We start from the raw sequence: 20422 nt of genomic DNA, 5'->3' as shown, positions 1-20422 counted from the left end.
CCGGTTTGTTGCGCATCAGTTCCAACTGGTGTTGCTGGTCGGATCGTACCTGATTTTGCGGCGTGATCCTTATGTTGATTTGCGGGCGAGTATGCTTTTTATTGTCGGCTTGGTCGCGATTAATCTGATGGCGGCGGTCGGACTCATGTCGGGCACGATTGCAAACTTGTCATTTATCGCTCTTTTTGATAAGGTCTCAATAGTTTTCCAAGATGTGGTTCTTTTTAATCAAAGCGTCATGGAAAATATTAGGATTGGAAAGCAAAATGCAAGTGACGAAGAAGTTAAAAGAGCAGCAAAACTTGCAAACTGCACAGATTTTATAGAAAAAATGGACAAGGGTTTCGATACGGTTATTGGTGAGAACGGTGCTGAGCTATCAGGCGGAGAAAGACAGAGGTTATCTATAGCCAGAGCCTTCTTAAAAGATGCACCGATATTGATTTTAGATGAGATAGCAGCAAGCCTTGCTGTTGACAACGAGAAAAAAATTCAAGAGTCATTAAGTAATTTAATTAAAGATAAGACAGTTGTCATCATTTCACACAGAATGAAGTCCATAGAAAATGCGGATAAGATAGTAGTTCTTGAAAACGGAAGAGTAGAAAGCCAAGGTAACCATGAAAAGCTTTTACAAAAATCAAAGGTTTACAAGAATTTAATAGTAAAGACAAAAATGGCAGAAGAATTTATTTATTAGGAGGACAGAAGCAAAGACTTGCAATAGCATCTGTTATGTATAGGGACTCTCCATTTGTCTATTTCGAAGAACCTGAAAGTGGTATAGATTATTCCAATATGATAAAAATTGGCAGTCTTTGGACTGCCTTTATTTTTTATTTAGTTTAACGCAGTAAATCATATAATTGAAAGGAATCTGTGTTATGTTAGATGCTATAATTATAATGATAATAAATATCATTTAATATAAAAAGGAGTTAGACTTATGACCTTAAACAAATGTATCTTAATAGGTCTCTTGGGTTCATTCTTGATGTTTTTGGGAGACATGATTTTATATTATGATCCAAATGATTACGATGGCAAAGATACTATAAATAGCATTATTGGCATAATGAAAAATGTTAGCACAAAAAGATTATACCTTGGTGGTCTTTTAGGTCCAATATCTGCCTTTATTTATTGTATTGGCTTTTATCATATTGTTTTATCATGTCAAGAAAATTATTTAAGTCTTGCGTGCTTTGTATTTTTAATAAATATTTTTGGCATGATACTAGGAGGCTCTTATCATATTCAATGTGCCTACTTAGGCCTTTTATCAAGATACGAAAACAAGGGGGCCTTTGATGAATTTTTAAAATTTTTAAAATTTCAAGCAAAAATAGTTTTTGGAACTATGGCTATAGCAAACATAGGAACAACATTGATAATTTTATTTGGATTCACAGTATTTCCAAGATGGCAAGCTCTATTTACACCTATATTTCTTTTGACTCTCACTCCTCTTGCTGGGAGATTGCCAAAGGGATTGCACATGATTATTCGCGGTGGTTGGTTTAACTTAATATATTTTATTTACTACCTAAGCTTATTGATAAACTATACTAATGTGAATTTATAAGATTATATAGTCAGAGATTAAAATCATTATTTTAGCAGACAAGGCAAATTTTATAAAATTAATCATTTACAGGAGAAAATTTATGAAGCAATTAAATTTTATTGATGACAAGATAACAAAAGCTGACTACAAAAACTGGGTTCCTGAAAGTTTGTTAAGGAATTTAATACTTGGAAGCCTTGTAGCTTTTATTCTATTTATAGCCTTCGGTGTCAGTGATCTTGTATTTAGTGGAAGAACTCATCTTATCTGTGCCATTATTCTTGGATATGCTACGTTGAAACTTACTTTCTTTGCAATCTGGATGAGAGTACTACATAGGGCTTTTGATTACAATGGGAAAAGAAAGCTTGCCAAAGTTATAATAGAGGGGACTGCCGACTATGTAAAGATCCCAGATGGTGGCGTGGGCTTAGATGTAGGATGTGGTAGCGGTGCACTTACCATAGCATGTGCAAAAAGAAATCCTAAGGCGATCATGGTGGGCTGCGATATTTGGAGGGGTTCATATAAAAGTGAATTTTCTAAAGAACTCTGTGAAAATAATGCGAAATTAGAGGGAATAGAAAATGCGAGATTTAAAGTTGGAAATGCAGTGAATCTTCCTTTTGAAGATGAAAGTTTTGATGCAGTAACAAGCAACTATGTTTATCACAATATAACGGGGAAAAATAAACAAAAACTTTTACTAGAAACACTTCGTGTACTTAAAAAAGGTGGAGTTTTTGTCATCCATGATTTGATGAGTAAGTCAAGATACGGAGATATGAATAAATTTATCGAAAAGCTGAAAAAAGATGGCTACGAAGATGTGCAATTAATTGATACAACAAAGGGTCTTTTTATGGGTCACAAAGAAGCTTTATTGTTAGGACTTTACGGTTCAACCCTTCTTATTGGGAGAAAATAATCCGCCGGAGACTATCTAGAAAATGATGTGTAACTCCCTTTACTTTATTACAGGCAATAGAGAATGAACCCAGTTTACAAGGATTATCTATAGATGTTAAATTTTGGGAATTGAGATTAATTGAGTATCAATCGGAGGGGTGAAATGAGCGTTGCATATAAAATTGCATCGACAATAGTAAGACTTGCCGGTGTCAAAAAAGTGTTTTTAAAGAACAAAGAAGAGATGCTTGAGTATGCAAAGGGAAAAAACTCAAAGGCGGTATTTGATTTAGATAAAGCGAGGAAAAGAGCCGAGAGAAAAAATTACTATCTCATTGTAAGAGACGTTATGGGATACAGGCTTATATCCTATCAAAAGAATGAGGGCCCTACAGACGGAGCGGTGCTATATCTCTTCGGTGGAGGAATGATTACACAACCGGACAAATTGGATTTTGCTTTGTCGGAAAGAATAATGGAACAAACCGGCAAAGATGTTTGGTTTTTATTCTATCCACTTTGCTCGGAAGATGTAAAGATAGATAAGACATACGAAGTTTCATTTGAAACCTATAGGCTGATGACAGAAAGTTATAAGGCGGAAAACATAAGTGTCCTGGGATTTTCATCAGGAGCTGCCCTGGCTCTTGGAATATTTTTGCACAACAATGCAATTGGAAGACCTGTTAAAATGCCCGGCAAAATAATTTCAGTATCACCGGGCGGCATACCCGATGTAAATCTAAAAGAAAATAAAGAGATTTGGGAAAGAGTAAATGCACTTAATCACAAAGACATAATAATTGAACCTACATATTTTAAAACGGCAAGGGAAATTACAAAAGGCGATAAAGATCTGCCTGAATATATGCTTGACGGAACTGTGGGAGATTTTACCGACTTTCCGAAAACATATTTTTATTACGGCGAAAATGAATGCCTCTATGCCTTTGCGGAGGAATTTAAAAAAGCAATGGAAAAATACAAAGCTCCATACGAAATCATTGTAGGCAAAGGAATGTGCCACTGCTATCCCTTGGCTAGATTTTTTAGGGAGGGCAGACAGGCCCAGGATGAAATTATTGAATTGTTAAAACAATAATTAAGAGGAAACATATAAACATACAGGGACGCACACTGCTCGGGCAACAAACAGACCTCATCGTCAAAGCCGTACACAAAAGTAGCGATGCTAAAGGCCGGGAAGAAGGCGTCATAGTAAGTATTGATAAAAAAGACCAGATTTACAAATCTGGTCTTTTTTAGTTTCTTGTTGAATAGACAAATAGGGAAAATTTATCAAAAATGGTATCTATAAGATGGCTGATAAAGAAAAAAGTTATTGAGCCCAATTTTGAGCCCAATAACTTTATTAACTCTATAAATTTAGTAACAATAGGCCAACTTTATCAAAGCAGAAATTCAGGCAAAACGCTTATTTATGGCTCTTTGAGGTAAATTAGTAGCTTTAGAAAAAAATAACAAAACCATGATTTAAAACTCCGGAACCGGGTGCGCAGGTTCGAATCCTGCTAGGCGCACCATTTTAAGGACTGATTTCCCGAGGAGGGAAGTCAGTCCTTTTATAAATTAAAATCGGCAAGAAACCGGTTTATTGGCTCGGAGCGTAAAGTATTGATCGACTGCAGTTTTTATTACGCCAACCGGGAGTGGAACCGGATGGCAAGGGGGAACCGTTTTTATGGGAGTGTTGATTTCGGTTGAAAACATTATGCCGCTTCTTATTCTTATTGTGATCGGCTTTGTCTTGCGACGGCAAGACATTGTTGGAGACGGCGTAGGCAGCGGCATTTCTAAACTGCTTATGCAGGTTGCTTTGCCTGCAGCCGTGTTTTTGGCTATTTACCGATATTTGAGATTTGATATTTTTCAAGGGCTATTTACCGGTTTTATTCTCGTGGCGCTGGCGATCACTATTTGGTTTGCGGCGGCGTACCTCTGGTGCCGTCTTGCGTCCGTACGCAGAGGGCGGCGAGGTGTTCTGCTTAATATTTTCGCCAATCCGAACGTCGTTTTTGTCGGCATGCCGGTCTGTACAGCATTGCTTGGCGATCAGTCCGTGTTGTATTTTCTCGTTTTTTTTATCTGGAATAATATATCCACTTGGATTTTGGGTGAGTGCTTTTTATTGCAAGATCAGATGGAACAGGACCGTTACGCGAACAAACGGCGGCTGCGCGTCAAAAACTTTCTTTCCCCGCCGTTGTTGGGACTTATTTGCGGCAGTATCTGGATTGCCGCCGGCATTGCGTTGCCGCCGCTCTGTGAGAAGACGTTGAGCCTTCTGGCGGCCATGGTGACACCGTTGTCCTTATTGTACATCGGCATTATTTTGGCGGAGTCCGGGCTGAAGAGTATCAGATTTGACGGTGATTTGGCAGCAGCCGTTATCGGTCGTCTTGTGGCGGCTCCCTTGATCATGTATTTTGTTCTGTTTTTTGGCGAATCCCTTATCGGTCCTTTAGGAAGAATGCAGTTCAATACGTACATGATTATGTCTGCTTTGCCGGTCATGGCGGTTTTGCCGATTCTTTCCAATGAATTTCATGGTGATACGCCTTTTGCCACGGCTGCCGTGACAGTAACGACCGTTTTCTTTCTTTTCTCACTTACTGTTGTCATCGCTTTTTTGGGGCTTTGATAGGGCTTGATAACGTTTATTCGGTGCAAAAAGAATCCGTAAGGGATTCTTTTTTTGTACCGGAGCGTTGGAAAACGCTTTTGTTTTCTGGCTGCCGGGGGACGGGAAGGTGTGACAGGAAAAGCGGCTGCAATGCGTTGTTTTTTTACCTGCCGCGAGCTTGACGTCGGCTGCAATCGCGGCGAGTAAGGTTACCTGCGAAGATGAGAAGCAGTACGGGATATGTCCTGGGCAATGCAGAAAAACATCTCCGACTGTTCGCATCAGGAAATGGTCGGAGATGTTTTGTGAATTTTCGTAATATGCTGTTTCGGCTTCAGCGGCTTTCCATGAAAGCTTTATACAGGGTTGTAAATCGCGCTTTCTCCAATTCCCTTTCCCAGCAGGAAACGAGAACGGTGGCCATGCAGTTGCCGCAGACGTTGCAAACGGTGCGGATCATATCGAGAACACGATCAATGCCGAGCAAAATGGCAACGCCTTCTGTCGGCAAGTTAAAAGCGGCGGCCGTGGCTGCTACGACGATGATGCCCGCGCCGGGGACGCCGGCAATCCCTTTTGTGGAAAGCATCAATGTTACCATGACCAGCAGTTGTTGTGCAATAGGCATATCAATGCCGTAAAACTGAGCGATGAAGAGAATGCCGGCAGAACTGTACAGCGTCGAACCGTCGAGGTTGAAGGAATAACCTGTCGGCATGACAAAGGTGACTGTTGATCGGGGGACGCCGAGTTTTTCCAGGCGTTCCATAGCGATCGGCAGAGCGGCTTCGCTGCTGGCCGTCGAAAAGGCGAGGAAGAGGATATCCTTTATGGCCAGGATGAGCGTAAAGAAATTAATCTTTGTGAAGATACTGGCAATGGTGGCGATAAGAGCGATAAAAAGAGCTGTGGCGAAAGCAACGGAAATGATCAGTTTGCCCAGCGGGATCAGCATGGCGATACCATAGCTGGCTACGGTATATGAAATCATGGCAAAAATGCCGATAGGAGCAAAGTACATGACATAGTGAGTGACTTTGAACATCGCTTCAGCTACACTTTGGCAGGCCGTCACGATAACTTTTCCTTTTTCGCCGATGTGCGCGACGGCTACGCCGAAGAAGCAGGCGAAGAAAATAATTTCCAGCATATCTTGCCGTGCGGCGGCGTCAATGATATTTGTCGGTACAATGTTGACGGCATACTGGACAAGGTCAATGCTGTGCTGGCTGGCTTTTTGCGCAGCAGCGGCAGCGCCGCCGGAAGCTGTTGAAACGGTGACGCCGACACCGGGTTCCGCTAAATTCATGATGATAAGACCGATGGCCAGGGCAATCGTCGTTGCAAATTCAAACCAGATAATGGCTTTGCCGCCAAGGCGTCCCAGTTTTTTAAAATCGCCGGTACCGGCGATTCCCATGACGAGGGTACTGAAAATCAGCGGTACAACAATCATTTTAATCATGCGCAGGAATGCATCGCCCAAGGGCTTCAACTTGATACCGAAGTCGGGAAACAGGTAACCGATTGAAATTCCCAGTACTAGCCCGATCAGTATTTTAACACTTAAATCGATTTTTTTCACGTCAGATTACTCCTTTTTTATTGAGATGATAAAATTATAAAGGGACTTTTCAAGATATACAACAGATAATATATAAAATATATTATTTTTTTTCAACTTGAATAATCGTGTGTTGTTAAAGAACAAATGCGTTTTTATAAAGAACAAATGGACGTTTTCTTGTTGACGGTTCACTTTGTCTGGCTGATTGACAAGGAATATGGTATGATAAACAATAGGCTTTTAACTATAAGGAGTAAGTATGGAACGGATTTATTTGGATTATGCCGCAGCAACTCCGCTTGATGGCAGAGTATTGCAGGCGATGATGCCATATTTGACAAAAGTATACGGTAATCCGTCAAGTCTGCATGTGTGGGGGCAGGAAGCGCGCGCTGCCGTGCAGACGGCCCGCCGCCTGACGGCGGCGGCTCTCGGTGTAAACAGTGGCGATGTCGTTTTTACCGGCGGCGGTACGGAAGCGGATAATTTAGCAATTCTCGGTTTTTTACGAGCCAATTGCCGCAGCGGCGGGCATCTGATTACAACTGCTGTCGAACATCATGCCGTGTTGCGCACTTTTGAATATTTGGCGGCGCACGGCTATGAGGTCACCTTCTTGCCTGTCGAGCATGACGGCAGAGTTTCTCCGCAGGCTGTGCAACAGGCCGTGCGTGATGATACTCGACTGATTTCCGTCATGTATGCCAACAATGAAACCGGCATGATTCAACCTGTTGATGAAATCGGTGCCGTTGCTGCGGAACGGGGCATCGCCTTTCACGTCGATGCCGTGCAGGCTTTTGGCTATATTCCGATAGAGCCGATACGATCGCATATTGATCTGCTCACGGTTTGCGGTCATAAGCTGTACGGGCCGAAGGGGATCGGCGCTCTCTATATCCGGCGCGGTTTGCAGTTGGCTGCCGATACCTATGGCGGTCCTCAAGAGCACCGGCTGCGTGCCGGTACGGAAAATGTTCCGGCAATTGTCGGCTTCGGCGAGGCTTGCCGTCTTCTTGCGGCGGAACGGACGGAGCGGTATACGGCGGCGCTGACCTTGAAGCGGTATATTTATGATCGGCTGCAGCGGCAACCGGAACGGATCCGCATTAACGGAACGTTGTGTAATTCTCTGCCGAATATTATTGATATCAGTATCCGCGGTACAGATCATGCCGTGACGTTGATACGACTGGATCGTCAGGGAATAGCCGTATCTGCCGGCTCAGCTTGTGAATCGGGAGCGCTGACGGGGTCGCATGTGCTTCGGGCCATGGCTGTCGGCGATGACTGGATCGACGGCAGTATTCGTATTTCTTGGGGCAAAGAAACGACAGCGGCGGAGCTGAAGAAAACGGTCGCGGCTATAGAAATGATTGCTGCAGAGGCGGGAGGAAAATCATGAAAAAATGTATAGCCGTTGCCATGAGCGGCGGCGTCGACAGCTCGGTTACGGCAGGGCTGTTGCGGGAAGAAGGCTATGATGTTATCGGCGTGACGCTGCGTTTGTGGGAAGACGATTCCGCCTGTCTGCCTGCAGATAACGTTCACGCCTGTTGTTCCCTATCCTCTGTCGATGATGCCAAGGCCGTTGCAACCGTTTTGGGGATTCCGCATTATACGCTTGATTTTCGTGACGTTTTTCGTCGTGATGTTATCGATTATTTTGTCGCCGAATACGCTGTCGGCAGAACGCCGAATCCTTGTATTGCCTGCAATAAATTTATCAAATTCGGCTTACTTTGGGATAAGGCGAAACAATTCGGCGCCGATTTTTTGGCGACCGGTCATTACGCGCAAGTCGCCTATGATGAAAAAAGGCGGGTTTATTCACTCCTGCGCGGCGCCGATGCCCGGAAAGATCAGTCGTATGTCCTATATCAGCTGACGCAGGATATGTTGCCGCATCTCCTGTTTCCCATGGCGGCGTTGGAAAAGACGGAAACGAGAGCGCTTGCCAGAAAGTGGGGATTGCCGGTTTTCAATAAGCCTGAAAGCCAGGATATTTGTTTTATTCCTGACAATGATTACAAAGGTTTTCTGCGCAGAGAGGCGCCGCAGATCTTCCGCAGAGGGAAGATGGTCGATAGGACCGGTCGTACCGTCGGCGAGCACCAAGGGCTGCCGGGGTACACGGTGGGACAGCGCCGCGGCTTGCAGTTGGGCGGCCCCGGCGGACCTTATTATGTGACGCGGCTGGATACGGAACGAAACCGCGTCGTCGTCGGCGCGGAAAAAGACCTGTTTTCCGCTGAAGTCAAGGCAACCGCCGCGACCTGGGTCGAAGGGACGCCGAAAAGCGCTTTCAAGGCATACGGTAAGATTCGTTATGCGGCGAAAGAAGCGCCGTGTACGGTTTATCCCGACGGAGATCAGTTGACTGCCGTTTTTGAAACGCCGCAGCGAGCGGTGACGGCGGGACAGGCTCTCGTGTTGTACGACGGGCAGCGCGTTCTCGGCGGCGGAGTGATTATTTAAAGAAGGAGTTACGACAGTGGCAACGAAATATATCCGAAATTTTTCAATTATTGCGCATATTGACCATGGTAAATCCACATTGGCCGATCGGTTGCTGGAAAAAACGGGGACCGTGACGAAAAGGGAAATGGAAGAACAGCTGCTGGATACGATGGAACTGGAACGGGAACGGGGGATTACGATCAAGGCCCAGTCGGCCCGTCTGTTATATGATGCAGCCGACGGTCATCAATACACGTTAAATCTGATCGATACGCCGGGGCATGTCGATTTCAACTATGAGGTTTCGCGCAGTCTGGCCGCTTGCGAAGGGGCGCTGCTGGTCGTCGATGCGACGCAGGGCGTGGAAGCGCAGACGCTGGCCAATGTCTATTTGGCATTGGAGCATGATTTGGAGATCATTCCGATTATCAATAAAATCGATTTGCCCAGCGCCGATCCGGAACGGGTCTGCAAGGAGATTGAAGATGTCATCGGTCTTGACGCGTCTGATGCGATTATGGTCAGCGCCAAGACGGGCATCGGGATCGAGGCGGTTCTGGAAGCCATTGTCCGGCGCGTGCCTGAGCCGAAGGACAATACGGACAAGCCGTTGCGGGCGCTGATTTTTGATTCTCACTTCGACTCCTATAAAGGTGCGATCGCCAATATCCGCATCATGGAAGGCGGGTTGAAGACCGGTGATGAGATTCGTATGATGGCTACGGGAAAAGCCTTTGAAGTTACGGAACTTGGCGTCTTTTTACCGCAAATGCATGCTGTCAGAGAGCTGGAGTGCGGCAGTGTCGGTTACTTTGCGGCGAGCATGAAAAATGTGCGGGACTGCCGCGTCGGCGATACGGTAACCAATGCTGCCGACGGTGCGACGGAACCTCTTCCCGGTTATCGTCCGGCGGCGCCTATGGTGTATTGCGGGCTCTATCCGGTAGAAACGAATGATTATGATAATCTCCGTGATGCTTTGGAAAAACTCCATCTCAACGATGCGGCGCTGCTGTACGAACCGGAAACGTCATCGGCATTGGGCTTCGGATTTCGCTGCGGGTTTTTGGGTCTTCTCCATATGGATGTTGTCAAAGAACGGTTGGAACGGGAATATGGTCTCAGCCTGATCACGACGGCGCCGTCCGTCATTTATCATGTCTATCTGACGGACGGAAGCATGGTGACCGTTGACAACCCGTCTCTTTTGCCGGATATGACGAAGGTCGATCATGTTGAAGAACCGTTCGTGAAAACGACGATCATTATTCCGAAGGATATGGTCGGCACGGTTATGGAGATTTCCCAGAATCGGCGCGGGCAGTATTTGACGATGGATTATCTCGATGAGACGCGGGTGTCCTTGATCTACAATCTGCCTCTTTGTGAAATATTGTATGATTATTTCGACGTGCTGAAATCGGCGACACGGGGCTATGCTTCGCTCGATTATGAACTGAACGGTTATCAGCAGTCGCCGATGGTGAAAATGGATATCCTCATCAACGGTGATATCGTCGATGCGTTGAGTGTCATTGTTCACCGCGATTTTGCCAATCGCCGCGGCAGAGCGCTCGTCGAGAAGCTGCGCGGCTTGATTCCGCGGCAGCTTTTCCAGATTCCGATTCAGGCGGCCATCGGCAATAAGATCGTTGCCCGTGAGAATGTCGCGGCTTTACGTAAAGATGTTTTGGCAAAATGCTATGGCGGCGACATTTCACGGAAACGAAAGCTGTTGGAAAAACAAAAAGAAGGAAAGAAGCGGATGAAGCAGGTCGGCAGCGTCGAAATTCCGCAGGAAGCCTTTATGGCTGTCCTCCAAGTGGATGACACATGATCGGCGTGTACATCCATATCCCTTTTTGTAAGCAGAAGTGCCTTTATTGCGATTTCCCGTCATATGGCGGGATTTTGCGCTATAAAGAGGCCTATGTCGATGCGTTGTGCCGTGAGATCGGCGCTTCTCCGTATGGCGGGGCCGTCGTCGATACCGTTTATTTTGGCGGCGGCACGCCGTCTCTTTTGTCGACGGCGGAAGCAGTGAGGATTATGACCGCCGTGCGGAAGACCTTTACTGTCGTGCCGGAAGCGGAGGTTACCTTTGAAGGCAATCCGGAGAGTTTGAACGGCGCCTATGCGGCAGACTTGGCCGCGGCAGGTGTTAATCGCCTCAGTTTCGGCGTTCAGACTTTCGACGATCGGCTCCTGCGTTCGCTGGGGCGTGCCCATACGGCGGCGATGGCGCGTGAAGCCGTGACGGCGGCTGTCGCAGGCGGCATCAAAAACATTTCTGTCGATTTAATGTACGGATTGCCCGGTCAGACGACGGACGATGTGGCGGCCAGCGTAAGACGGCTGCTGCAACTGCCGGTCGTACACGCTTCCGTGTACAGTCTGATTGTCGAAGACGGCACGCCGTTGCAACGTCTTGTTGCCGGCGGCAAGGTCACCTTGCCCGGCGCCGCGGCGGTAGAAGCGATGGGAGCAATCGTGCGGCGTCAGTTGGCGGCCGGCGGTTTCGAGCATTATGAAATTTCCAGTTATGCCGTAAAAGGCCGGCGCAGCCGGCATAACAGCAAATACTGGCAGTATTTGCCGTATATCGGGTTCGGCGTCTCGGCGCATTCCTTTGTCGGGAACCGGCGTTGGAGCAATATTGCCAATATTCCGACATATTGCGAGCGCGCCGGCCGGGAAACCGTCGCCGCTGAAGAAACGGTGATCACGCGACAGCGGGCGATGGAAGATTACTGCTTTTTGGCACTGCGCATGAAAGACGGCATCGATTATGTGAAATTCGCCGCTCAGTTCGGTTGTGCCATAACGGAACCCTTTGGACGCGTTCTGGCAAGCCTGGAAAAACAGGGCCTGATTACGGGAACGGAACGGGGCTGTCGGCTCAGTTCGGCAGGTCTGGCATACGGAAATTATGTATTCGGCAAATTTCTGCAATCAGAATGAAGAGAGGCTTCAACACGCCGTACACGGCATTTGCCGAATTGACAAAAATACAGTTTTTGAGTATAATTTTTATGTGTGCAGTAACAGCACTCCCGAACAAAGGTTGGAGGGAGGGATAGATATGGCAGAAATCAGAGTTGGTAAAAATGAAACGTTAGACAGCGCTTTGCGCCGTTTTAAGCGTTCTTGCCAAAAGGCAGGAGTTCTTTCCGAAGTTCGCAAACGCGAACATTACGAAAAACCGAGCGTGCGGAGAAAGAAAAAATCCGAAGCAGCACGGAAGCGTAAATTCAGAGCATGAGCGAATGTCGGGTGAGAAGGTGATACCATGTCTCTAAAGGAAGATCTGACACGGGACATGAAAGACGCGATGAAGGCGAAAGAAGCCGGCAAGACGGCGCTTTCCGTTATCCGCATGGTTCGCGCGGCGATTCGCAACGCGGAGATTGACGGAAAATGCGAGCTTGACGACGTCGGTGTCGGTGCTGTCATCGTCAAAGAAATGAAGCAGCGGAAGGAATCGCTTGCCGAGTTCGAAAAGGCCGGTCGTACCGATCTGACGGATCGGACAAAGGCGGAGATTGCCGTGTTGGAAAAGTATATGCCGCAGCAGCTCAGCGCTGAGGAAGTAGCCCATGTCGTACGACAGGCCATTGCCGGCGCCGATTCGGTTTCACTGAAGATGGGCGATGTCATGAAGATGGTCATGCCCCTTGTTCAGGGCCGGGCAGACGGTAAAATCGTTTCAAAGACGGTAAAAGAAATCTTACAAAACAATTGATCGTTAATTTGAGAAAATCTATTGACAACGAGATAAATTGCTTGTAATATTTAAACATGCCCCAGGGCAGACAAAAAAATACGATTCAGTCAAAGAAGACTTCAAGCCGTTTTTAGGGGAGAAGTCTTTTTTATTTACCGAGGAGGAACGCAAATGAACATGGATAATCTGGTGTATGTAATTCCTGCAGGACAGTATGGTAAAGAAGGGGTGCTGGCATTACTGGAACAGCATCCGGAAATCAAGTTCGTTTCACTTGTCGGCGTCGATTTGGCCGGCAATGATACGGATGAAAAGATTCCCATTTCCGTTTTCTTTGAAGATTACGACAATTTCTTCAACGGTACGGCTGTGCAGACCGACGGCTCTTCTGTCGTTTTGCCGGGAATCGCCACCTTGTCCAATGCGCGTGTCGACATCAAGGCTGATGCCAATGTCAACTGGTTTGTCGATTATAATGACGGCAATGTGGATCCTATTTCGGGCAAGCCGATCGGTACGTTGCGTATTCCGAGCTTTTTGCGCCATGCGACGGGATATATTGATTCCCGTTCCATCTTGCGGCACAGCGTCGATTACGTAGCTGATGAAGTGTTGAAGCTGATCCGAAAATATGGCGTCAAAGGGCTTACCGTCAATCCTGATGATATTGAACGCTTGGTTTTTACGACGGCAACGGAATTGGAATTCTGGGTCAAATCACCCAGTCAGGATGTTGCCAGCCGTCTCCTCTCGACATCGCAGAAGCTGCAGGAGCAGTATTGGCAGCGTACGCACGGCGTTGTTCGGACGGCGTTGGAACAGACGGTGGAACGGTTGCAGCAGTATGGGTTGGAACCGGAAATGGGGCACAAAGAGGTCGGCGGTATTAAGGCGCAGATCGATGATTCAGGCAAACTGATCTTTGTACTGGAACAGCTGGAAGTGGACTGGAAATTCGCCAATGATCCCGTCCAGACGGCAGACAACGAAATTCAGGCCCGTATCATCGTTCGTGAAGTATTCCGCGAAAACGGCTTGGAAGTTACTTTCCAGGCCAAACCGATTCACGGTGTTGCCGGCAGCGGTGAACATACGCACGTCGGCATGGGGGCCATCATGAAAGACGGTAAATTTATCAATCTCTTCAATCCTGACGATATGAAAACCGAATTTTTGTCTTCCCTCGGTTACGGTGCCATTATGGGTATCTTGAAACATTACGAAGTTATCAATCCCTTTGTTTCTTCGACGACCGATTCGCTCAATCGATTGAAACCGGGCTTTGAAGCTCCCGTATGCATTGTTACCGCACTGGGCGGGGAAACGCCTGATGTGCCGACGCGAAATCGCTCCGTTCTGGCAGGGCTGATCCGCAATGCCGTAACGCCGAAGGCGACGCGGTTTGAAATGCGCTCGCCGAATCCTTTTACCAATACCTATACGGCGATTGCGCTCTTCTATTTGGCTGCTTTGGACGGCATTCGCTATGCGCTGACCCAAGGGAAAACGCCGGCTGCATTGCTTGCTGAATTGTCGAAGAAGGTCGGTGATGATGCCGATTATCTCGAAAAAGACAGGGCTTACCGTTCGGAAGTTGACGTTTTCGAAAACTTTACGGAAGAAGAACGGAACACGATGTTCGGGAAAGCGCCGGCAACGGTCTGGGAAAATTTCAAGGCGTTGCAGTCTTATCCGGAAAAATTGAATGATCTGGTATGCGACGCTTTTGAAAGACGGGTTATGGAATCGTTTAAAGAAGCGGCCCTGATCCGTTGGGCGTTGGAACTGCAGCATCGTATCATTCCTGATAACCTGGAAACGGTCATCAGCTATCAGTCGCTTCATATGGAAAATAATACCAATCCCCTTGAAGAAGCTCGCTGGGTTACGATTAATCAGCTGCGTACGGAATTGGGACGCGATACGGAAAAGGACCTTTCTATCTTCTCGCGCATCAAGAAAGCGCTGGTCGCTAAAGACTATGATACGGCGTCGGCATTGATGATCGTTATGAGTGACAAGATGGATAAGCTTGCCGATCTGTATTATGAATACTCGCATAACGCCTTCTGATCGGGAAATGAAAGCATCCCGCTGGCGTTGTAAAAGGGCAATCAGCCCCTTGCAGTAACTGACTGCAAGGGGCTGATTGCTTTTTTGCTAAATAAATTTTATAGTGTATCCATAAGCTGTTGTAAGTGAGCCGTCAGTTTCATGTTTTCGCCGTAATCGACGGGGCAGTCGATGATAACGGGCTTCGTTTGGGCGAAGGCCTTTTTCAGCGTCGGTAAAAGATCCTCTGTTTTCGTAATACGGTATCCGATGGCGCCGACGCTTTCTGCGAATTTGACAAAGTCAGGATTGGTGAAATCGACGTACATGCTGTGTTTGTATTGCATTTGCTCCTTCCACTTGATCAGTCCGTAGCTGCTGTCATTGAAGATCAAAGTAACAAAATGGCAACCGAGACGGTGCGCGGTTTCAAATTCCTGGCAGTTCATCATAAAGCCGGCGTCGCCTGTGATGGCGAGGATGCGGCGCTCGGGATGGATGATGTTGGCGGCGACGGCGCCGGGGACGGCGATGCCCATGGTGGCGAATCCGTTGGAAATGAGGCAGGTATTCGGCTCATAGCAATTGTAATGTCTGGCGATCCAGACCTTGTTGGCGCCTACGTCGGAGATGACGATGTCATCTTTGCCGAGTACGCTGCGGGCGTCGATCAGCGCTTTTTGCGGCTTCACCGGGAAAGACATATCGTTGGCATAGCTTTCGTGCTCCGCAACCATGCGGCGGCGGATCTCCATGGCAAAGGTAGGTTCTGCAAGACGAGCTGCTTTTTTCATAATGCGGCAAAGTGAATCGGGGATGTCGCCGATTACTTCCACTTGCGGCTGGTAACGCTTGTTGATATCGGCGGGCATGGTATCGATATGGATGACGTCCGTATTAGCCTGGTGCCAGTTGGACGGGGCGTATTCAATGATGTCGTAGCCGACGCAGATAACGAGACTGGCCTTTTCTAATACCTTCGTCTGGTAATCGGCCATGGGAATGCCGACGGTCCAAAGTGAATAGGGATTGTCAAAGGGGATGGCGCCTTTGGCCATCATCGTATTGATTACGGGCAGCTTCAGTTTTTCTGCGAATACGGTCAGCGCTTTGGCGGCATGACTGCGGATGACGCCGCTGCCGGCAAGAATGACGGGATTTTTGGCGTAAGAAATCATCTTTGCAGCTTCCTCGATTTCCTTTTCCAGCGCCGTCTCGATATTGATGGAACGGTGCGCAAGCGGCTTGGCATCTTCGTCAACAGGCATTTTGCTGATGTTGACGGGAATATCGATGAACGTTGCGCCCGGTTTTTCCCGTTCTGCATATTTGAAGGCGAGCCGCGTGATTTCCGGGATCGTATCAGGACGGACTACATTATACGAACGGCGTGTAATCGGTTCGAACATGGAACGCAAATCGAGGTATTGGTGCGCCGTAATGTGCATCTTATCGGTACTGACCTGTCCCGTAATGGCGACCAGCGGAGCGCCGTCGGAATCGGCGTCGGCAACGCCTGTGATCAAGTTGGTGGCGCCTGGCCCCAACGTCGCCATGCAGACGCCGGCTTTTCCGGTCAGGCGGCCGTAAATGTCGGCCATGAACGCGGCGCCTTGTTCATGACGTACGGTGATAAATTCAATTTTGGAATTTTCCAGAGCGTTCATGATGGCCAGGTTCTCTTCACCGGGTATGCCGAAAATGTAATGAACGCCTTCTTCTTCCAAACATTCAACCAATAAGTCTGCCGTGTTTTTCTGTTTTTTTGTTGTCGTCATCAGTGGGCTCCTTTTTTACGAATCTATCTGTATCTGCAACCGATTATAGTATGTGAAATGGATAATTGCAATTTCATAATATGAAAAACGATGTCCGTAAGCAGGTGATTATTGACGAAGGTCGTTTTTTAGAGATTTTTAATTATAAATAGTGTAAATATATACATAATATGTTTTGTGAAGAAAAAAAATTATTTCTGCAAGGTATAAATACTTCCGCATATTTCCGCTTTGCATTATAGTATTATGTAAAGGCAGATAAAAAAAGAAAAAATCAGGTAAAATTGAAAGGTGAGATCATTGAATGAATATTCTTATCAGTTCGTGTCTGTTGGGACAGCAATGTCGCTATGACGGCGCCGTTAAGACGTATGCTGCCGTCGAAGCGCTTTTGGCCCATGAAGAGATCCACGTTATTCCGTTTTGTCCCGAACAAGGCGGCGGACTGTCTACGCCGCGGCCCGCGGCGGAACGGCGTGGCGAGCGTGTCGTGACCGCAGCTGCTGTTGATGTTACGGCCGCTTATCAACGCGGCGCTGCGGAGGCTTTGAAGCTGGCGATACGCTTCCGCTGTGTCGCGGCATTGTTGAAAGAAAAGAGTCCGTCTTGCGGCAGCGGAGCAATCTATGACGGTACGTTTACACGTACCCTGCGCGCCGGCGACGGCGTAACTGCGGAACGATTAAAACAAGCGGGCATTCCCGTATACGGTGAGAGCCGGGCAGCTGAGATCATGGATTTGCTTTCCTCGCATGTATTTACATCGTAGCCTCGCTTTGATACAATGGATTGGTACGCAGGGAGGTAAGACTAGTGAATACAGTCATACGTGAAGTCTTTGAATGGATATATTCCATCGTAATCGCTCTGGCCATTGCCATGGTGATCCATATTTTTCTTTTTCAGCCGACGCGGGTTTCCGGTGAATCTATGGTGCCGACGCTGCACAACGGGGAATATCTCATCGTTGCCAAGTGGAGCCATGTTTTGCACTCGGAACCGGATTATGGAGACATCGTCATCATTGACAGCCGTGTCCGGTATACGCGTACCTGGCTGGATGATATTGCCGAACCGATGCACAATTACATCGCCTTTTTCAATTCGGCTCTGCAGACTCGCAATGTTTGGGTCAAACGCGTTATCGGCAAAGGCGGCGATACGCTGGCGTTCCATGACGGTAAAGTATGGCGCAACGGCGAAGCCTTGGATGAGCCCTATACGAATGAAGTGATGGAATATAGCCGCGGCGGTGAGATTACGATCCCCGACGGGTATGTTTTCTGTATGGGCGATAATCGCAATCACAGCAGTGACAGCCGTTTTATCGGGCCCGTTCCGATCGACCATGTTCTCGGCAAGGTGATTTGGTAAGATTTTCGTAAACTGCATATTTCCGGGAAACGTGAACAGGCGGGGCCTTTATGGCGCCGCCTGTTTTGTTGTTGTCGTCTGACTGGAAGTATTGCCGCGTGTATGGTATAATCTCCATATAACATTGATATTCAAAAAGGCGGTGTTTTCCAGTGAAAGCGAAAAAAATCTTAGTGGCCTTAGGGGTGACATTAGCTGTTTCCGCGTCTGCTTTTGCAGCGAAAGACCATATGTGGCAGTATAATCAGTTCACGGCAATTGACATGGACTCCGCAAAGGTTTCCTACGATAAGGGGATGACCATTCTGACCTTTGAAACGGTTGAGTCTGCCGGGGATTCGACGGATTACTGTACCTATGTGTATAACGTTGACGATCAGACGATCCAGTTGAAGGAGCTCATTTCAAAGACGAAAAAAAGCAAATACAAGAGCACCTTTTATCCCGAATCGATAGCTAACGGCAATAATGTGATCAAAGCGCGCGCGCGTATGGCGAACGACGTTCTGGCGAAAGTTCAGCATGGTGTCAAATAATTTATAACCAAGAGGAAAGGACCCTGCCGGGGTCCTTTTTTGTCTTTGGCGAATATGGTAAAATAAAATTTATCAGTCTGAAGGGTGGGGGAAGGGTGAAAAAGTTTTTAGGAATACAGGAAGTCATTGCTAATGAAGAGATCATTTCCGGCGTTTGGAAAATGATCTTTTACGCGCCGGAAATAGCGGCAGAGGCCCGGCCCGGTCAGTTTGTCAATGTGCGGAAGGATAAGAGTCTTGTTTTTCTGCGCCGCCCCTTCGGCATCGTTGCTGCTAAAGACGGCGCCGTGACGATCATTTATCGTGTTGTCGGGACCGGGACGGAAGAGCTGACTGCAATGCGGGCCGGCGATCTGCTCAGCGTTGCCGGTCCTTTAGGAGACGGCGTTTTTTCCACGGCGCCGGGTAAAACGCTGCTCGTCGGCGGCGGTGTCGGGCTGGCGCCGCTTATCTTTTTAGCCGATGTCCTGCCGGATCCCGTCGTTTTGATCGGCAGTAAGAACGAGGCGGAGACCTTCTGGGTGAGGTTTTTTGAACATGCTGCCGCCGAGATCTACGTGACGACAGACGACGGGACGGCCGGCATCAAAGGCGTCGCGGCGGCGGCGCTGCCGCAGATTTTCGAGGAACATGCTATTGACAGAATCGCTGTCTGCGGTCCGACGGCGATGATGCGAACGATAGCGGCGGCAGCTGCTGCTGCGAACATTCCTTGTGAGGTTTCCATGGAAAAACGGATGGCTTGCGGCATCGGTGCCTGTCTGGGATGTACGTTTGCAGGCAAAGCCAGCGGCCGGCGTTACAAGGTCTGTACGGACGGCCCTGTTTTCGCGGCAAAGGAGGTTTTCTGATGAATCGGAACTGTTTGGCCGTGAATTTCTGCGGTATTGCCATGAAAAATCCTGTCATGGGCGCGTCGGGAACCTTCGGCTTCGGTACGGAGTATGCCGATTTCATGGAACTGGGAGAGGTCGGGGCCGTTATTTCCAAGGGAATTACGCCCTTACCGCGGGCCGGTAATCCTGGTATTCGCATTGCCGAGACGGCGGCGGGGATGCTTAACTGCATCGGTTTGGAAAATCCCGGAGTCGACGTTTTTTTACGGGATATTCTGGGGAAAGCGGCGGCGCTTCCGACGCCGCTGCTTGTAAATATTTCGGCAGGCTCGGCGGAAGAGTACGGGCTTTTAGCGGAAAAGCTCGATGTTGCCGGCGTTGCCGGTATTGAAGTCAACATTTCCTGTCCCAATGTCAAAGAAGGCGGTATTGTTTTCGGTACGGATCCGAAGGCGGCGGCGGCCGTTACGGCAGCAGTGAAAAGGCATACGAAAAAACCTGTCATTTTGAAGTTGTCGCCGAATGTGACCGATATCGTCGTTATGGCCAAGGCCGTCGAAGCGGCCGGAGCCGACGGCATTTCCCTGATTAATACGATCACCGGTATGGCTATCGACATTTACAGCCGTCGGCCGCTGCTGGGCAATATTACCGGCGGCCTCTCCGGACCGGCGATTAAGCCCGTGGCGCTCCGCATGGTTTGGCAGACGGCTCGGGCCGTTTCTGTTCCCGTTCTCGGCCTGGGCGGTATCGCTACGTGGCAGGATGCCGTGGAATTTATGCTTGCCGGTGCATCTGCCGTCGCCGTAGGCGCCTGCAATTTTGTCAACCACCGGGCAGTCGCCGATATTGCCGCAGGACTGGCGCAGTATTGTCGAGACGAGGGAATCGCAAATATCCGTGATATTGTCGGCATGGCCGGAAAATAAGGTTAAGCGAAGGACTCCTTACATGAGTCAGGAGTCCTTTTTGATA

19 protein-coding genes are annotated in these 20422 nt (G+C 48.0%); 17 read left to right on the top strand and 2 right to left on the bottom strand.

What is annotated here, in order from left to right; translation table 11 throughout:
* The first annotated feature begins 28 nt into the window (after positions 1 to 28).
* From C0977_RS00945 to C0977_RS00920, 5 genes are all read left to right on the top strand, one after another.
* Positions 29 to 700 carry an ATP-binding cassette domain-containing protein gene (locus C0977_RS00945; RefSeq protein WP_234987527.1) on the top strand — a complete coding sequence of 224 codons (672 nt, stop codon included), beginning with the start codon at positions 29 to 31 and terminating at the stop codon, positions 698 to 700.
* Positions 701 to 946: 246 nt separating this feature from the next.
* On the top strand, positions 947 to 1585 hold the full coding sequence (locus tag C0977_RS00935) for a DUF6796 family protein (RefSeq protein ID WP_101912088.1): 639 nt from the start codon (positions 947 to 949) through the stop codon (positions 1583 to 1585).
* An 82-nt stretch (positions 1586 to 1667) separates the two neighbouring features.
* Positions 1668 to 2495 carry a class I SAM-dependent methyltransferase gene (locus C0977_RS00930; RefSeq protein ID WP_101912087.1) on the top strand — a complete coding sequence of 276 codons (828 nt, stop codon included), beginning with the start codon at positions 1668 to 1670 and terminating at the stop codon, positions 2493 to 2495.
* Between the two features lie 144 nt (positions 2496 to 2639).
* Positions 2640 to 3578 carry an alpha/beta hydrolase gene (locus C0977_RS00925; protein WP_023053118.1) on the top strand — a complete coding sequence of 313 codons (939 nt, stop codon included), beginning with the start codon at positions 2640 to 2642 and terminating at the stop codon, positions 3576 to 3578.
* A gap of 600 nt (positions 3579 to 4178) precedes the next feature.
* Complete coding sequence (locus C0977_RS00920; protein ID WP_101912086.1) at positions 4179 to 5138, top strand: AEC family transporter; 960 nt, start codon at positions 4179 to 4181, stop codon at positions 5136 to 5138.
* Between the two features lie 316 nt (positions 5139 to 5454).
* Here the strand turns inward: C0977_RS00920 and C0977_RS00915 are convergent, their stop codons facing one another.
* On the bottom strand, positions 5455 to 6705 hold the full coding sequence (locus C0977_RS00915) for a dicarboxylate/amino acid:cation symporter (protein WP_101912085.1): 1251 nt from the start codon (positions 6703 to 6705) through the stop codon (positions 5455 to 5457).
* 241 nt (positions 6706 to 6946) lie between these two features.
* Between C0977_RS00915 and C0977_RS00910 the strand changes: the two genes are divergently transcribed.
* The 7 genes from C0977_RS00910 (at position 6947) to C0977_RS00880 (ending at position 14944) form a co-directional block, all read left to right on the top strand.
* Entirely contained in the window at positions 6947 to 8092 is a 1146-nt protein-coding gene (locus tag C0977_RS00910; protein ID WP_101912084.1) for a cysteine desulfurase family protein, read from the top strand.
* A complete protein-coding gene (gene mnmA / locus C0977_RS00905; protein WP_101912083.1) occupies positions 8089 to 9165 on the top strand; it encodes a tRNA 2-thiouridine(34) synthase MnmA in 1077 nt (358 codons plus the stop codon). Before C0977_RS00910 ends, mnmA begins: the two co-directional genes overlap by 4 nt.
* A 16-nt stretch (positions 9166 to 9181) precedes the next feature.
* A complete protein-coding gene (gene lepA, locus C0977_RS00900) occupies positions 9182 to 10984 on the top strand; it encodes a translation elongation factor 4 (protein ID WP_023053027.1) in 1803 nt (600 codons plus the stop codon).
* On the top strand, positions 10981 to 12108 hold the full coding sequence (gene hemW / locus C0977_RS00895) for a radical SAM family heme chaperone HemW (RefSeq protein WP_101912082.1): 1128 nt from the start codon (positions 10981 to 10983) through the stop codon (positions 12106 to 12108). The genes lepA and hemW overlap by 4 nt, the downstream gene beginning before the upstream one ends.
* 121 nt (positions 12109 to 12229) lie before the next feature.
* Complete coding sequence (rpsU, locus tag C0977_RS00890) at positions 12230 to 12409, top strand: 30S ribosomal protein S21 (protein ID WP_023053041.1); 180 nt, start codon at positions 12230 to 12232, stop codon at positions 12407 to 12409.
* A gap of 27 nt (positions 12410 to 12436) precedes the next feature.
* Positions 12437 to 12889: a GatB/YqeY domain-containing protein gene (locus C0977_RS00885; RefSeq protein WP_101912081.1), complete on the top strand. Its 453-nt coding sequence runs from the start codon at positions 12437 to 12439 to the stop codon at positions 12887 to 12889.
* Between the two features lie 153 nt (positions 12890 to 13042).
* On the top strand, positions 13043 to 14944 hold the full coding sequence (locus C0977_RS00880; RefSeq protein ID WP_101912080.1) for a glutamine synthetase: 1902 nt from the start codon (positions 13043 to 13045) through the stop codon (positions 14942 to 14944).
* Between the two features lie 98 nt (positions 14945 to 15042).
* Here the strand turns inward: C0977_RS00880 and C0977_RS00875 are convergent, their stop codons facing one another.
* Positions 15043 to 16701, bottom strand: coding sequence for an acetolactate synthase large subunit (locus tag C0977_RS00875; protein ID WP_023053092.1), 1659 nt, complete (start codon positions 16699 to 16701; stop codon positions 15043 to 15045).
* A gap of 304 nt (positions 16702 to 17005) precedes the next feature.
* On the opposite strand from C0977_RS00875, the gene C0977_RS00870 reads away from it, so the two are divergent.
* From C0977_RS00870 to C0977_RS00850, 5 genes are all read left to right on the top strand, one after another.
* Positions 17006 to 17470: a DUF523 domain-containing protein gene (locus tag C0977_RS00870; RefSeq protein WP_101912079.1), complete on the top strand. Its 465-nt coding sequence runs from the start codon at positions 17006 to 17008 to the stop codon at positions 17468 to 17470.
* A 44-nt stretch (positions 17471 to 17514) separates the two neighbouring features.
* Positions 17515 to 18075 carry a signal peptidase I gene (lepB, locus tag C0977_RS00865; protein WP_101912078.1) on the top strand — a complete coding sequence of 187 codons (561 nt, stop codon included), beginning with the start codon at positions 17515 to 17517 and terminating at the stop codon, positions 18073 to 18075.
* A 152-nt stretch (positions 18076 to 18227) separates the two neighbouring features.
* Positions 18228 to 18611, top strand: coding sequence for a hypothetical protein (locus tag C0977_RS00860; RefSeq protein WP_023052993.1), 384 nt, complete (start codon positions 18228 to 18230; stop codon positions 18609 to 18611).
* A gap of 95 nt (positions 18612 to 18706) precedes the next feature.
* On the top strand, positions 18707 to 19462 hold the full coding sequence (locus C0977_RS00855) for a dihydroorotate dehydrogenase electron transfer subunit (protein ID WP_101912077.1): 756 nt from the start codon (positions 18707 to 18709) through the stop codon (positions 19460 to 19462).
* Positions 19462 to 20376 (top strand): dihydroorotate dehydrogenase, encoded by a 915-nt coding sequence (locus C0977_RS00850; RefSeq protein ID WP_101912076.1) that lies wholly within the window; start codon positions 19462 to 19464, stop codon positions 20374 to 20376. Before C0977_RS00855 ends, C0977_RS00850 begins: the two co-directional genes overlap by 1 nt.
* Positions 20377 to 20422: the final 46 nt, after the last annotated feature.

It is taken from the genome of Megasphaera vaginalis (ex Bordigoni et al. 2020) (genome assembly GCF_900240295.1).
GTDB classification, from domain to species: Bacteria; Bacillota; Negativicutes; order Veillonellales; family Megasphaeraceae; genus Megasphaera; species Megasphaera vaginalis.
Note: the sequence above shows the minus strand (reverse complement) of the source record. Positions and strands in the feature narration are given on the sequence as shown.

Excerpts from the sequence above, each read along its gene's own strand:
- C0977_RS00935 (WP_101912088.1), top strand. The coding sequence starts at position 947 with ATGACCTTAAACAAATGTATCTTAATAGGTCTCTTGGGTTCATTCTTG.
- C0977_RS00930 (WP_101912087.1), top strand. The coding sequence starts at position 1,668 with ATGAAGCAATTAAATTTTATTGATGACAAGATAACAAAAGCTGACTAC.
- C0977_RS00925 (WP_023053118.1), top strand. The coding sequence starts at position 2,640 with ATGAGCGTTGCATATAAAATTGCATCGACAATAGTAAGACTTGCCGGT.
- C0977_RS00920 (WP_101912086.1), top strand. The coding sequence starts at position 4,179 with ATGGGAGTGTTGATTTCGGTTGAAAACATTATGCCGCTTCTTATTCTT.
- C0977_RS00910 (WP_101912084.1), top strand. The coding sequence starts at position 6,947 with ATGGAACGGATTTATTTGGATTATGCCGCAGCAACTCCGCTTGATGGC.
- mnmA (WP_101912083.1), top strand. The coding sequence starts at position 8,089 with ATGAAAAAATGTATAGCCGTTGCCATGAGCGGCGGCGTCGACAGCTCG.
- hemW (WP_101912082.1), top strand. The coding sequence starts at position 10,981 with ATGATCGGCGTGTACATCCATATCCCTTTTTGTAAGCAGAAGTGCCTT.
- rpsU (WP_023053041.1), top strand. The coding sequence starts at position 12,230 with ATGGCAGAAATCAGAGTTGGTAAAAATGAAACGTTAGACAGCGCTTTG.
- C0977_RS00885 (WP_101912081.1), top strand. The coding sequence starts at position 12,437 with ATGTCTCTAAAGGAAGATCTGACACGGGACATGAAAGACGCGATGAAG.
- C0977_RS00880 (WP_101912080.1), top strand. The coding sequence starts at position 13,043 with ATGAACATGGATAATCTGGTGTATGTAATTCCTGCAGGACAGTATGGT.
- C0977_RS00875 (WP_023053092.1), bottom strand. The coding sequence starts at position 16,701 with ATGACGACAACAAAAAAACAGAAAAACACGGCAGACTTATTGGTTGAA.
- C0977_RS00870 (WP_101912079.1), top strand. The coding sequence starts at position 17,006 with ATGAATATTCTTATCAGTTCGTGTCTGTTGGGACAGCAATGTCGCTAT.
- C0977_RS00850 (WP_101912076.1), top strand. The coding sequence starts at position 19,462 with ATGAATCGGAACTGTTTGGCCGTGAATTTCTGCGGTATTGCCATGAAA.